This window comes from SAR324 cluster bacterium (assembly GCA_029245725.1).
Classification (GTDB): Bacteria; SAR324; SAR324; order SAR324; family NAC60-12; genus JCVI-SCAAA005.
This window is the reverse complement of record JAQWOT010000140.1, coordinates 1-13,817: the sequence shown is the minus strand read 5'-3', so window position 1 is coordinate 13,817 and position 13,817 is coordinate 1. Positions and strand designations below refer to the sequence as shown.

Genomic DNA, 13,817 nt, shown 5'->3' with positions numbered 1-13,817 from the left:
AACAATTTGATTTGCTATTTTAGCAAAATTTTAAATTCTATGCAATTTAATAAACATTTATCATTATGAATCTATTACCATTCACCTTCGTCCTACCAGTTAACTCCCCAATTGCAGACCAGTACCAGCGTCCATTATTCGAATCGATGGTCTCCGCAGGCTTTCCCAGCCCTGCTCAGGATTACTATGACGGTTATCTCAACCTACATCAGTACCTGATTCCAGATCCCAACAACGTCTTCTTTGTCCGTGCTAATGGAGACTCAATGACTGGTGCTGGAATCTTTGATCAGGATTTACTGATCGTCGACCGCTCCAAGAAAAAGCCCAATCAGAAAGTGGTGATTGCCTCTCTCAATGGAGAGTTCACTCTGAAGCGACTGGTGCAGACTCGAGAGTCTTTTGAGCTGCAGCCAGAAAATTCAGACTATCCGAGCATTCCCATTTCAGTTGATGATGATTTCCAGATCTGGGGTGTCGTGCGCCATGTCATTCATAAGCTCTAGGAAGCTGGTATGAACCAACCAATTAATTTCCAATCGAAACTCAACCACTTTTCAGAACACTGGTCCCCGAAAGTGATTGCTGAAATGAATGACTACCAGTTCAAGCTGGTGAAGATCAAAGGCGAGTTAACATGGCACAAGCACCCTGATAGCGACACATTGTCGAGTGCCTACAGTTGTTTATCCCAGCCGAATAGAAGATCTCCTCAATCACATAACCAACTCAAGATCTTTAACTCTTTGACTCCGATCAGGGACTTTCGTTATACATTTTCTTTTGACCCTTCCATCAGATCTCCCATCAACAAAAAAGGCTGCGAATGAAAAGTGAGTTGAGAGCAGAATTATACGAGGTCTATCAATCATACCTTGACGCGTTCAATCGTGAAGATATGGATGGTATCAATGCTTGTATTGAGTTCCCGTTAACCCACATTGGCAACGGGAAGATCAATGTGCTGGACAAGTTTCCACTATCTCCCACAGAAATGAAAAAGGCGAAAGGTTGGCATCGCAGTGATTCGTTTGAAATCGATATAGTGGCCATGACAGAAACCAAGGTGCATCTGTTGTGCAGGAATGTGCGTCGGCTCAGGGAAGACGGTTCCTTGATTGAGCAAGTCAGCGCATTCTACGCTTTCAAGAAAACTGCTGACGGGTGGAAGATGTTTGCAATTTCGGATGTGGTAAACCCTGCTGACTAGGTAGAAGCTAACTTGAGAGCTGTTTGACACCGCCAGTGTAAAACTCCCTTTGAACCAACCAATTAGCTTCCAAAACAAGCTGGAACTCTTTTCAGAACACTGGTCCCCGAAAGTCATTGCTGAAATGAATGACTACCAGTTCAAACTGGTGAAGATCAAAGGGAAGTTCACTTGGCACAGTCATGCAGACACCGATGAGACCTTCATTGTGCTGGAAGGCTCAATGGGAATTCAATTCAGAGACTGGACGGTTCAATTGAGTGAGGGAGAGATGTGCGTAGTTCCCCGTGGGGAAGAACACAAGCCCTTCGCTGATGAGGAGTGCAAGGTGTTGTTGGTTGAACCAAGGGGAGTGGTCAATACTTGAGAAACTAGAGGTGAAATAATCGCTGACAATGATGTCTGGGTTTGATTTGAGCCTCTGGCAAGTTCAGGTATTATCCAAAACTTTTTGAAGGGAATTATTTTTGAGAGGTCTACGTAAAATACTCAGTGAGTATAGGTCGTGAAAACCATCTTGGTCGCTGGTGCAACTGGACAAACAGGACGACTGGTGGTTGAACAGTCGCTGGCCAATGATCACAAAGTTCGTATTATTGTGCGTTCATGCAACAGACTCCCTGCTGAAATTTTAGAACATCCCAACATCAATCTCGTTGAAGCCAGTGAGCTTGACCTTTCGGATGAGCAGATAGTTGATTTGGTAAAGGGATATGATGCCGTGGTATCCTGTTTGGGTCATGTCATCAGTTTCAAAGGCATTTTTGGAGAACCAAAGCAGTTGTGTACAGAGGCTACAAAACGTTTGTGCGAGGTGATTGAATCTAGTTGTCAATTCTGGTCGTCAAATCAGTAGAAAATTCAGACGATATTCTTATCTAGGTGAGAGGAAAGCCAATGGAATTTAAATTTATGTAGCCACCAAAGATAAAGAAGAAACCAGAGTATGGCCTTAATAAGAAATTGATTTCTGAAAACAGCAAAGTTTCATAATATCAAAATTTTTGATCCCAGAGAAATTCTTCCACTTGAATAATTTGTTAATATTATAATTGTATTTTCTTAGTTTTTTTAGAGAGCACTCTATAGCTCTTGTTTCTATAAGGTTGGCATGATAAAATAGTAGAATTATCTTACCTAAATTGGATCAAAAAATGAAAAGACAGAATTATTCAATAGTATTTGACAAAGTACCAGGGACCATCATACACCATGTACCTGCACAGACTAAAAGTTTTGTGGGATGCCCTTCAATTATTAAAATAGCAAAAGAAAGGTACTTAGTATCTCATTCTTATTTCGGCAAAGGTTCTTCCTATTCCGAGACATTCATTTATGAAACTAATGACGGGGGTGAAACATGGGTCTACATAAAAAACATAAAGGATCAGATCTGGTCTAAAATATTCAATATTAATGGGGTTATCTATCTACTCGGAACTGACCACTGCGACAATAATTTAGGACGATTGAATGGCAAGATCGTAATACGAAAATCAACTGATGAAGGAAGAACCTGGTCAGAGGTAAAAAATGAAACGACAGGACTCTTAACAGATGAAGAAGGTTATCATACAGCACCAACTTCAGTCTTGTTACATAAAAACAGAATCTGGAAGGCGTTTGAATATGCCCCCCATCCAGATCGGAGATACTGGGAAAGTTTGGTCCTTTCAGCAAGTGTAAGTGCCGATTTACTTAGAAGAGATTCATGGAAATTTTCAAATTCAATCAAATCTTGGGAAAATTACCAATGGATAGAAGGTAATGTTGTTGTAAATCCAAAGAACCAAATAGTAAATATATTGAGAACAAATTTGAGAACACGTTCGGGTGGTATTGGTAGAGAGGGATTTATCGAAGAAGATGAGCCTGCAAGCCTAGTGTATGTAAATGAGGATGGAAAAACACTTAATCATGATGAAGAAAAAGATCGAATAAATTTTCCTGGAGGGGGAGCAAAGTTTGTAGTAAAAAGAGATCCAAATAGTGAATATTATTTTAGTATCATTAACCCTCAAGATAGCAATTCTTACAGAAACAAATTAGCATTAAGTGCCTCAAAAGACCTAATTGAATGGAAAATTATAAAACATCTTTTAATCCATGAGGATCCCCACAAGCACGCTTTTCAATATATTGATTTTGAATTTGATGATAAGGATATAATTTTTGTGTCAAGAACAGCTTTCGATGATAACACGGGCGGTGCTGATAACGCCCACAATGCAAATTATTGTACTTTTCACAGAATTAATAACTTTATTAAGTACGTGGAAGAAAATCTAACTTAACTCTTCAGAAAAGAAACAAGCCGAGTAATGATTATTTCCAAGATCTCTAAGTTCTGGTTTATTCATGGAACAAAATTCGGTAGCCTGACTACAACGAGGATGAAAATGGCAACCAGATGGAGGATTAGCAGGATTGGCAACTTCACCGGGTAGAATTTCAGGTTGGAAGTTTGAGCCAGGGTTCGGCGGTGGTAAGGCAGAGAGAAGTGCCCTGGTATAGGGGTGTTGTGGCCTAGAGTAGATTTGAACTGTAGAACCTGACTCGACAACCCTACCAACATACATAACAATTACCCGATCTGATATATGCTCAATAACACTTAAATTGTGAGAAATGAAAAGATAAGTTAAGTTCAATTCCTCTTTTAATTCCTGCAAAAGATTCAGAATCTGAGCTTGGATAGAGACATCTAAGGCAGATACTGGTTCATCAGCAACAATTAGTCTAGGATTAGTTGCTAAAGCACGGGCAATTCCAATCCTTTGTCGTTGACCTCCACTAAAAGAATTAGGATACCGGTTCAAGTGAGAAATTTGTAATCCAACTTTTTGAATAAGGTATTTTACTCTATCTTGAATTTCTGTTTTCATGTATTGATGCATAACAAGTGGTTCAGAAATTATTTGATTCACTGTCATACGAGGTGATAATGAAGAGAAAGGATCTTGAAAGATCATGTTTAATTCTTTGCGTAATCTTCTCAATTCCTTTTTATTTAAGGTTGATATATCAGTAATATTCCCTGCATCTTCACGAAAGAGGATTTTACCATTCGTAATTTCAGTGGCTTTTAAAATACATTTTCCGAGAGTTGTTTTACCTGAGCCAGATTCACCAACTATTCCAAGGACTTCACCACTTTTTATGGAGACGGTGATATTATCTACAGCTCGAACAAAGCCGACAACTTTCTTGAACAAACCTTTCTCTACGGGAAAATATTTACTAAGGTTATGAATTTCTAAAATGTTTTCGGGTTGCATATATGTCTTATTAAAATCATCAATAAAGAAAACATCTTACTTCATGATTTTTGTTAATTTCAGACAAAAGTGGTGATTTCTTATTACAAAGATTATGAATAGCTTTTTCACACCGCCCATAAAAGTCACAACCACTCCGATTTTCTAATGGAGCAGGAACAACCCCTTTGATTGAAAATAACTTTTGTTTCTTGGTCTTACCAATCCGTGGAATAGAGTCAATCAGGGCTTTCGTATAAGGGTGCAAAGGATTGTCAAATAAATTTCTTACTGAAGACCGTTCTACTATTTTACCCAAGTACATCACAATTACCTTATCAACCATGTTAGCTATGACACCCAGATCGTGGCTAATATAAATAATGGCCATTCCAGTTTCATTTTGGAGCTCTTTCATTAGGCTCAGTATTTGTGCTTGTATCGTGACGTCCAAAGCAGTCGTCGGTTCATCAGCAATTAACAATTCAGGTTCACACGAAAGAGCCATGGCAATCATTGCCCGTTGTCGCATACCACCAGAAAAGTGATGTGGATAATCTTTAAGGCGTTGTCTTGGGTTGGGAATTCCAACTCGTTCCAATGCGGTAGAAGCAATTCTTTCAGCCTCAGTTTCGTTAGTAGTTTTGTGAAGAAAGATAGCTTCTTTCAATTGATTGCCAATTGTATGCAATACAGAAAAAGCTGACATTGGTTCCTGAAAGATCATACTAACTCTACCACCTCTTACTTTTCTCAGATCGCCAGAGTTCCGAGCAAAATTCGCTAAATCAATTTTGTTGCCAAGCTCAGAATAAAGATTAATTTCTCCCCTAATCTGAGCATATTTAGGTTCTATTCTTAGGATTGATTGAGCAAACATACTCTTGCCACACCCAGATTCACCAACTATTCCCAAGGTTTCTCCCCGGTGGACAGAAACGTCCATATGGTCAACGGCGACCAATCTGCCCTCATCGACATTAAGAGTAGTACTCAAATCAATAGTTTCTAGTAATTTACTTTCGACTTTTATCATAGTGATTAGTGGTGCTTGTAAGGATCAGTGGCATCCCTAATACCATCTCCCAAAAAATTAAATGCTAGAACAATAATAATCACAAACATGCCAGGAAAAAGGAGCCATGGATTCATTGTTACTGTTTGAACATTTTGAGCATCTTGCAATAATGTGCCAAGACTTACAGCGGGCGGGCGAATACCTAAACCTAGAAAACTAAGTGATGTTTCACCAAGGATCATACTTGGAATAGCAAGTGTGAGGTGAACAATCAAATAGCTGGAAAACCCAGGAAGCAGGTGCTTTAGAATAATATCTGACTCACGTGCACCACAAACTTTTGCCGCCAGAACGTAATCTTCCTCTCTCAAACTAATTAACTTACCTCTTACAACTCTAGCTAAGCCTGTCCAGCCAATGATAGCTAAAACAATAGAAATACTAAAATAGACCTGAATTGGTGACCAATCTGGAGGCACTAGTGTTGCCAAAGCCATCCAAAGTGGTAAGGTTGGTAATGATTGAATAAATTCAATAAATCTTTGAATTAAATTATCAATACTACCACCGTAATATCCTGAAATACCACCAAAGAATAAACCGAGTATCAAGCCAAAGAATAAACCAACTAAACCAACATATAACGATGTCCTTATACCATAAAGGGTTCTGCTAAAAATGTCCCTACCTAGTCCATCAGTTCCCATAAAGAACAACTGCCCACCATCTTCAATACCAATAAATTTTCTATTTAGTGTAAAGAAGAGAATTCCATATGCTTCAACCTTTGGAAGAAGGACAAGATGGTATCGTTTTTTATCATTCTCAAAATAAGTTCGCTGAAATGTTTTAATATCTAATTCACCCTTGAGATCGTAAACGAAAGGAAGTAACGAAAATTTGCCAGATTTATCAAAAAAATGTAGAGATGAAGGGGGAGCATAAAGAAATTCCCGATTCCTTTGAAAGGTCGGATATGGAGAAAAGAATTCTGCAAAAGTTGTTGTTATGTATAAGAATATTAAGAAGTAGAAAGAGTAAACTGCAAACTTATGTTTCTTAAACTTATTGATAATAAGTTCTTTTTGGGAATAAACATCTTTTTTTGGAGTTTCAAATGGCATGTTGGGTAATTAATTTGATTTTTCGAACCTTATTCTAGGATCAAGTATCATCAATAGAATATCAGATAAAAATATACCAATAACTGTTAATACCCCTAACATCATTAACATACTGGATGCTGCATAAGTATCCTGCGCAATCAACGCTCTTAGCAGTAATGGCCCAGTTGTAGGTAGTCCGAGTACAACCGAAACTATGGCTGAACCTGAGACAATTGAAGGCAAGAGAGTTCCGATAGTACTTAAAATAGGATTGAGCGCCATACGGAAGGGGTATTTCAATATTAATTTCCATTCATGCACACCTTTAGCTCGTGCAGTACTTACGTACTGTTTTTCAAGTTCATCCAGCAGAAGACTTCTGAGAATTCTGATGATTCCTGCAGTTCCAGCGGTTCCGATCACAATAATTGGTACTGGCAAATGCTTCAAAAGATCCAAGAATTTTAATGAACTCCATTCAGCTCGTAAGTATTCAGGTGAGAACAAACCACCAGGTGAGAAATCAAATAAGTGCGTCAGGCCAATCATAAGAATTAAAGCAAGTAAGAAATTTGGAATTGCTAACCCAATGAGACCCAGAAATGTAAATATATAGTCAAAAAATGAATATTGATTTGTTGCAGAGTAAAGTGCTATTGGGATCGATATTAAATATATGAAAACCAAGGAAAGAGTAGAAATTACCATTGTTAAAAACAGTCTTTCCTTAATGAGACTCCATACAGGTTTTTGCCATTCGAAAGACTGACCAAAATCACCCTCGGTTAGTATAGGAACCATCCATCTCAGGTATTGAATATGAATGGGTTGGTCTAATCCATATCTTTCAGTTAGGTATATTAACTCTTCTTCATCAACCATTTCCCCACTATTATCTAATTCGATAGCGTAACTTTCAATCCAGCTTCCGGGTGGTAAGTTGACAATGTAGAATGAAGCAATTGATACCAAGCCTAAGACAATTATCATGTAGACAAGTCTTTTTAAAAGAAAATTCAACATTTTCCTACTGATCTTTTTAAATTTTAAATATTTTTTTGTTAAGTATTTTCTAATTCATCTAAATAACTAAATTGTTTTGAACTGAATTTTCATGTACAGAACAACCAAAATATTCTTTTCAAATCTTTCATTTTTATACTTTTTATACTTTTTTTTAAATTTTAAATGATTTTTCATTTATTCATTTTTTCCAAATTACCGAATTTCAAATAATAAATAGTTTTCTTTTAATTTTCATATTTATTTAGATTTTTTTGTTTGATTAATATCTTTTGGCAAATTTCTTGAAAATTTAATTTTGATTTAACCTACTGAATTAAAATCCTATTTTATATAACCTGTTAGGATTGAATTATATTTACCTATTTAACTTTTTATTGCTTTTGAGTGGCCTATCAATTATGCGCCAAAAGAATAGGCGTAAATACCTATTTCTATTTACTAAACTTGATAATTCTGAGGAGTCTTTTTGATTTACTACGGGTAATTAGGCGGGGAATTTTGATTCTTCGTGAGATTTTATCTGTATTTTGTATTCAATAATTTCACATCAAGTGATGTTTATTGCTGGCAGATTATTCACTACCAGCAATTCATAATAATCTTTTTTTGGAAGCTTAATTTTACTTTATTCTTTTAATTGTACACTCAACCCCATGCACTTATGGTAAAAAGCTTTCAGCTCTTTCTTTTCATTATCTAAATTTATATTTTATTTTCCTTTCTTTTATGATTATTATCAAAGATTTCTTCTAACACAGATTTCTTCCAAAGGCTTATTCTTTTATTGAAGATACCACTGGTCTGAATGACCACTTACAAGATGATTTATATAAACAGTTCCCTCATCTGGTGGGAAATTTATTAGATTCTTTGCCCTCACAAATACTTCAGGTGCTTCTCCAACAGTACCAATATGGTACATTCGTTCCAATGTCCTTTTCACAATTTCCTTTCCAAGGGAATGATAATCTGCTGAGCCCATTTTAGTCATTTGCCATTTACCAACTAAATCCATTTGATCTATGAAATATTGATCCTCAGGCTTTTCTCCCTTCATACCCTTCGTAAACCACCATTCTCTCCAAGCCAAGCCACCACCAACTGGAGTTGAATCGATACCGTAAGGTGGCCGAAACCATATTGGCCTTTGGTACATATCTTTTTCTGCAACAACGTCAGCAAACCAAACCGATGCGTGGACTTCGTTCGCAATCAGTGCTTGTTTGAATGCTTCTCGCGTACTAGGATTAATTGTTACTTGGACTCCTACATTTCTCCAGTACTCCGCCACGATCTCGCTCAAGGGAATTCTTTTGATAGCATCCCAAAGTACAATTGTCAGTGGTTCACCATCTGACCGAATTCTTATACCGTCAGCTCCTTTTTTCAATCCGATTTCATCTAACAGCCTATTTGCTTCCTGTGGATCGTAACTCGCATAGTAATCTGACATCCATTCTTCATAAAATGGTGAAGTAGGTTCGACCCCCCACTGTCTTGGTTTTGCAAGCCCAAAAAATAATGTTTGGTTAATATCACTCCTGTCTATTGCCAGTGACATTGCTTGTCTAAATCTTACATCATTAAATAAATTATTCAGTATCTCGTCTTTGACAGTGATATTGAATTGATATTTCTGCATTGAACCCTGTGCAGCAGGCCAAAGGATTGTTTTATAATTTCCTTTCTCCTCACCAGCTTTCAGAATTGGCAGATCTTCAACTCTTAAGTTGTAGAAACCATAATCAATTTCCCCAGATTGTACTTTCAGTTTTACAACCTCCGGTTCTGAAACTATTAATCGAACTTGTCTATCGATGTAAGGTAATTGGTTTCCTTCAGTATCCACTTTCCAATAGTACGGGTTTCTTTCATAAAATTTATTTCCAAATTCATCCACTCTTTTGAGGTGCCATGGTTTGAGTACTGGCATGTTGATATCAAAATCGTTCTGTCCCGTCTGGCCATTATAATGGAATACAAAAGCATCTATCCAGTTGTTGAATCCCTCTTCCTTGGCAAGGGCTTCCGCTTTTTTATTATATTTAATATGCCATTTTTCCAGATAATGGTGTGGTGCCATCGGGAATCCTGAGCTAAATCTTGCCAATGCCAAAGCAAAGCTCGGAAACGGATTTTCAAACCCAAACTTGACTTGATGGTCGTTGATTTTCTCAATACTTACCTTCATTCCTCCTGGTGCTAGTTGCCTTGGCATGTTCGGCAAATCCTGGTTCTGAACTATGTCTTCATACCAAAATAAGATATCATCCGCATCAAATGCATTGCCATCACTCCATTTCATGCCCTTCCTGAGTGTAACAACAGCACTTTTGAAGTCGTCACTCAACTCGACACTTTTCGCAATTTCTGGGACTAGAACTTCCCAGTTTGTAGTATATCCCATCAAATGTTGATCCCATGCCGTAAAGCCTGTATTCCCAAATGATGTTGGATTAGTCGCATTAAATGTAATTTCCCCACCGTAAATTCCTATACTCCCTCGGGGACTTACAACCAAGATATCTTCTTTGTTTGGTAGCCGATCCTGCAATTTTGGAATCAGCCCTTTCTTCACTTTGGATTGAAGCAATGGAGCTTCCTGAAAGGTGTTGATAGGATTATTTTTTTTCTGATAATCCCCTAAATTTATTGCGTTAAAATTGTCAATAAAGTTGATTTCTTGTGCAAGGAGAATTGTGGTTGGGTAAATGGTGATTACAAGTAAATAGCTAAGAGCTAGTTTCATTCTGTAAAATTTACACATAACGACCTCCAATTAGGGTTGAATAATTCATTTATTCTCTTCTTATTATTTATGCAAGACAAAATTTGAATCGGTCCTGTGACTTAGGAAAATTCCACAGTTGGACTGCAGAGGTGAGATATCGTGAAAACTGCCCAGTGGTTGAGATTTAATCAGTTCGACAATCAATTGGCTTCCACAAACTTGCTTATAGCAGTTGAAACTATTGAAGGATGATCTGCTGCAAAGTAAATCACTGGTGTTAGAACTCCCAGATCTACTATTACTCTAACTGTAAAAATTGAAGATTGTGGTCGAATGTTTTCAAGGAGATCGAGTCCATCAAAGATTTTTTTGCCTCTTCAAAAATATCTAGAAAAAAATTTGAAGAGTCAGCGCAACATAAATAAACACATTTATTTCAATTGTTTATTTGCAAACCTGCTGATTAAATTCTTAATTTTTTCTTTAAGGAATTTTTAACTCCGGGTTGAGAAGAAAAAGAATTTTAAAGACTGAGGAATCTTTTTTGATAAAATAGCAAATATATTTGTAATTAAGCTTTTAACATTTATTTTACTATTTTGGATGAAAATTCTTCAGAACAGCAGAGCAATCTTGCTAGGGGCAGCCGTTGCAGATGCTGCTGCACGGCCACTGCATTGGATTTATGATACTGAAAAAATTCAGAAACTCATTTGTGGAACAGCAAATCCTGAATTTTGGCCAAAAAGTGAATCTCCATTTTACACCCTACCCACCGGAGCCAACAGCGCCTATTTTGATCTGAGTTTGGTAATGTTGAGGTCTCTTAACCATAATTCTGGTGTTTTTGAGCCTAGAATTTTTATGGAGCATGTAGTTTCTCATTTTGGTCAAAACACACCTTATGAGACAGCTTTTCAAAAGAGAAAACTCAATTACACTCCAGAAGTTCGTGAAAAAGGATGGCCCACACCAATCAATGGTCCGTGGCGCCACGGGTTGGTCACCACAATGTTAGAAAATTTTTCACACACTGAAGAAATTCCAGTTGGCCCTGAAACTGCTGATGAAATTGATGGATTTTGTGCCGCATTGCCAGTGTGGCTGGTTTCTAAACCAGAACAAAGGACCACTCTGAGTCAAAAAGCTTTAAAAATAGTAGCTGGTGGACACCTTTGTGAAGACCATGCTTTGGCTTTTTTACAACTACTTGAACTTGCCTTGTCTGGTGAGCAATACCCAATTCATCAGTTAGCCCAAAATCCTAAAATATATAGACTTCCTCAGCAGGTAACCAAAGAAATAGAGCAGGTTATTTCTGCGTCAGAAGTTGATCATTCCGAGTTTGTCCAACAAGTTGGTAAAGCCTGTCGCTATTCAGGGACTTTTCAAGGGGCCCTACATGCGGTTATGAAAGCAAACTCTTACGAGGAGGGTGTTCGGTTGAGCATATTTGCAGGAGGTTGTAATTGCTCAAGAGCGATACAGGTCGGATCCTTACTTGGAGCTATTCACGGTGAAGAAACAATTCCAAAAGAGTGGCTTGATAAAACAGGTTCCGTTACAGAGGTTCAAAGTATTTTAGGAAAATTAAATCTTGAATAGAAATCTTAGTGAAACCAAGCGAAACCAAATAAAAAACCATTACTGAACAGCACCTTCCTTTTTTGGTGAGTAATTAAAATTGATTGAAAATAATTTATTTATCTTTGATAGATAAGTGTGTCTGTTAAAGTTGGTTCAAAATTTATTCATAGTAAACTACCTCTCCCAAATTTAGAAAAAAGAAATTAGCTGATATTGAAAATCTAATCAAATCTCCATTTTGGTATTCCATCTCAATCCTGATTGCATTTTCTCATTTATCCCAGCCTGTTAGCAGGCTAGCCTTCATAATCAATACTACCTCTGTAGCATGTTGATTCTATTTTGAGACTTTCATTGTCATGATTATTTTGTTCGTTCAATCAACCTTCCAATCAATCTCAAGGGTGGCAAATGAAAAGTGAATTAAGTCCAAGAATGGAATTGGGAAGATTACGAATGATTGGTAGCAAGCAGTTAGTGAGCTACACTCTTACAAAAAATAAAATTACGGTTTAAAGCATAAGGAGAGCAAGTGACTAGGGCAGAAGCATTTGACAAGGCTTGGCGAATTGGAGCAAAAGAAAAAGATTTTTCATTCGTTGATCAAATATACCATGCTGAATATTCTTCAAGTGACGTCTTTACAGAGGTCAAAGTAAATCTTGATGAAGATAAATCAGTATATATGGCCCTTGCTGAGTCACTCATAATAACACCACCGAAAACTGTTTCAGAAGATGGTGATTTACTGGAATTGCAGTATTTCAACAAATACAGAGATGCAGAAATTTTCAATTCAGTTACCACATTACTCAATTACAAGGATGGAAAAATCATCAGTCAGAATACTACTTTAAAAGAACTAGATTATGACCCCAGCGAAGGGCAGGACTGGAATTGGGAAGACTATGAGTGATCCAAGCCCGCTTCAGATAACTCATAGTCTTTATTTGTTTTGACTAGGGAAATGAAAAATTTTTATATAATCTAGTAAGTCAGCAATCAATCTCCTAGTTTTTGCCCAGTATTCTCCCAATCCTGTAGAAACTTTTGAACGACTAAATCAGTCATTGGATGTTCAAAGAGTTGCCAAAGTATATTCGGTGGTACCGTCGCCACATCAGCGCCCAAGCGCGCAGCTTCCAACAAATGACCTACACTTCTTACTGAAGCTGTTAAAATTTCTGTTTCAAAGTCAAAATTGTCATATATCAATCGAATATCCTGAATTAACTGCATTCCATGAACACCAATATCATCCAATCGACCAACAAATGGGCTAATAAATGTTGCACCAGCCTTAGCTGCTAGTAAGGCCTGACCAGCACTAAAACAAGCTGTTACATTCACTGCAATTCCCTTTTCGCTCAAAACCTTAGTAGCCTTTACGCCTTCGGTTGTTACAGGTACTTTTACAGTAAGATTGTCAGCAATCTCACTCAACCACAGTCCCTCTCTTACCATTCCTTCTGCATCAGTTGCCACAGCTTCACCAGAAACTGGCCCATCAACAATATCACAAATTTCAGCAAGCACTTCTCTGATGGGACGACCTGACTTAGCAACTATAGTTGGGTTGGTAGTCACACCATCAACGATACCAATATCATTGAGTTTTTTTATTTCAGTTACATCAGCAGAATCTACAAAGAATTTCATTGATTAGCCTTAAATAAAATTAAAAGTTTTATCATTTTTCCTTAATTACTCACACAACAATATTGATTCATTGAAATCATGTGTTTTCTTACTATCGGAAAATTCCTCAATAAACTAAACTTCCCAATAAGTTTAGAATCTAAATTGATCTTACAGATTGTCCATTAAGTCAAGAATCAATAAATAAACGATCATTATTTTCAATCCTACAGTTTTGGGTGAC

General features: G+C 37.2%; 13 protein-coding genes and 1 pseudogene. 8 read left to right on the top strand and 6 right to left on the bottom strand.

The features are described 5' to 3' along the window. Positions 1 to 65: 65 nt before the first annotated feature. From umuD to P8O70_06440, 6 genes and pseudogenes are all read left to right on the top strand, one after another. On the top strand, positions 66 to 506 hold the full coding sequence (gene umuD, locus P8O70_06465; protein MDG2196517.1) for a translesion error-prone DNA polymerase V autoproteolytic subunit: 441 nt from the start codon (positions 66 to 68) through the stop codon (positions 504 to 506). A 9-nt stretch (positions 507 to 515) separates the two neighbouring features. Beyond that, positions 516 to 662 (top strand): annotated as a pseudogene (locus P8O70_06460) (cupin). A gap of 164 nt (positions 663 to 826) precedes the next feature. Continuing rightward, positions 827 to 1,210, top strand: a complete 384-nt coding sequence (locus tag P8O70_06455) for a hypothetical protein (GenBank protein ID MDG2196516.1) — start codon at positions 827 to 829, stop codon at positions 1,208 to 1,210. 49 nt (positions 1,211 to 1,259) lie between these two features. Beyond that, a complete protein-coding gene (locus tag P8O70_06450; protein ID MDG2196515.1) occupies positions 1,260 to 1,577 on the top strand; it encodes a cupin domain-containing protein in 318 nt (105 codons plus the stop codon). Positions 1,578 to 1,715: 138 nt separating this feature from the next. After that, entirely contained in the window at positions 1,716 to 2,066 is a 351-nt protein-coding gene (locus tag P8O70_06445) for an SDR family oxidoreductase (GenBank protein MDG2196514.1), read from the top strand. 298 nt (positions 2,067 to 2,364) lie between these two features. Further along, positions 2,365 to 3,504: a sialidase family protein gene (locus tag P8O70_06440; GenBank protein MDG2196513.1), complete on the top strand. Its 1,140-nt coding sequence runs from the start codon at positions 2,365 to 2,367 to the stop codon at positions 3,502 to 3,504. On the opposite strand, the gene P8O70_06435 is transcribed toward P8O70_06440, so the two are convergent. The 5 genes from P8O70_06435 to P8O70_06415 all read right to left on the bottom strand — a co-directional run bounded on the left by P8O70_06435 (position 3,496) and on the right by P8O70_06415 (position 10,384). Further along, the gene (locus tag P8O70_06435; GenBank protein MDG2196512.1) at positions 3,496 to 4,488 is read right to left on the bottom strand and encodes an ATP-binding cassette domain-containing protein; all 993 of its coding nucleotides are present in this window, start codon (positions 4,486 to 4,488) and stop codon (positions 3,496 to 3,498) included. The two genes, P8O70_06440 and P8O70_06435, sit on opposite strands and share 9 nt — an antisense overlap. Positions 4,489 to 4,507: 19 nt before the next feature. Beyond that, the gene (locus P8O70_06430) at positions 4,508 to 5,503 is read right to left on the bottom strand and encodes an ABC transporter ATP-binding protein (protein MDG2196511.1); all 996 of its coding nucleotides are present in this window, start codon (positions 5,501 to 5,503) and stop codon (positions 4,508 to 4,510) included. 5 nt (positions 5,504 to 5,508) lie between these two features. Next, the gene (locus P8O70_06425; protein MDG2196510.1) at positions 5,509 to 6,609 is read right to left on the bottom strand and encodes an ABC transporter permease; all 1,101 of its coding nucleotides are present in this window, start codon (positions 6,607 to 6,609) and stop codon (positions 5,509 to 5,511) included. A 9-nt stretch (positions 6,610 to 6,618) separates the two neighbouring features. Then, positions 6,619 to 7,614 carry an ABC transporter permease gene (locus P8O70_06420; GenBank protein MDG2196509.1) on the bottom strand — a complete coding sequence of 332 codons (996 nt, stop codon included), beginning with the start codon at positions 7,612 to 7,614 and terminating at the stop codon, positions 6,619 to 6,621. Between the two features lie 784 nt (positions 7,615 to 8,398). Beyond that, the gene (locus P8O70_06415) at positions 8,399 to 10,384 is read right to left on the bottom strand and encodes an ABC transporter substrate-binding protein (protein MDG2196508.1); all 1,986 of its coding nucleotides are present in this window, start codon (positions 10,382 to 10,384) and stop codon (positions 8,399 to 8,401) included. A gap of 597 nt (positions 10,385 to 10,981) precedes the next feature. Here P8O70_06415 and P8O70_06410 point away from each other — a divergent pair. Then, positions 10,982 to 11,953: an ADP-ribosylglycohydrolase family protein gene (locus P8O70_06410; protein MDG2196507.1), complete on the top strand. Its 972-nt coding sequence runs from the start codon at positions 10,982 to 10,984 to the stop codon at positions 11,951 to 11,953. A 514-nt stretch (positions 11,954 to 12,467) separates the two neighbouring features. After that, entirely contained in the window at positions 12,468 to 12,851 is a 384-nt protein-coding gene (locus P8O70_06405; protein ID MDG2196506.1) for a hypothetical protein, read from the top strand. Positions 12,852 to 12,937: 86 nt separating this feature from the next. Here P8O70_06405 and fsa read toward each other — a convergent pair whose 3' ends face one another. Continuing rightward, complete coding sequence (gene fsa / locus P8O70_06400; protein MDG2196505.1) at positions 12,938 to 13,594, bottom strand: fructose-6-phosphate aldolase; 657 nt, start codon at positions 13,592 to 13,594, stop codon at positions 12,938 to 12,940. Positions 13,595 to 13,817: the final 223 nt, after the last annotated feature.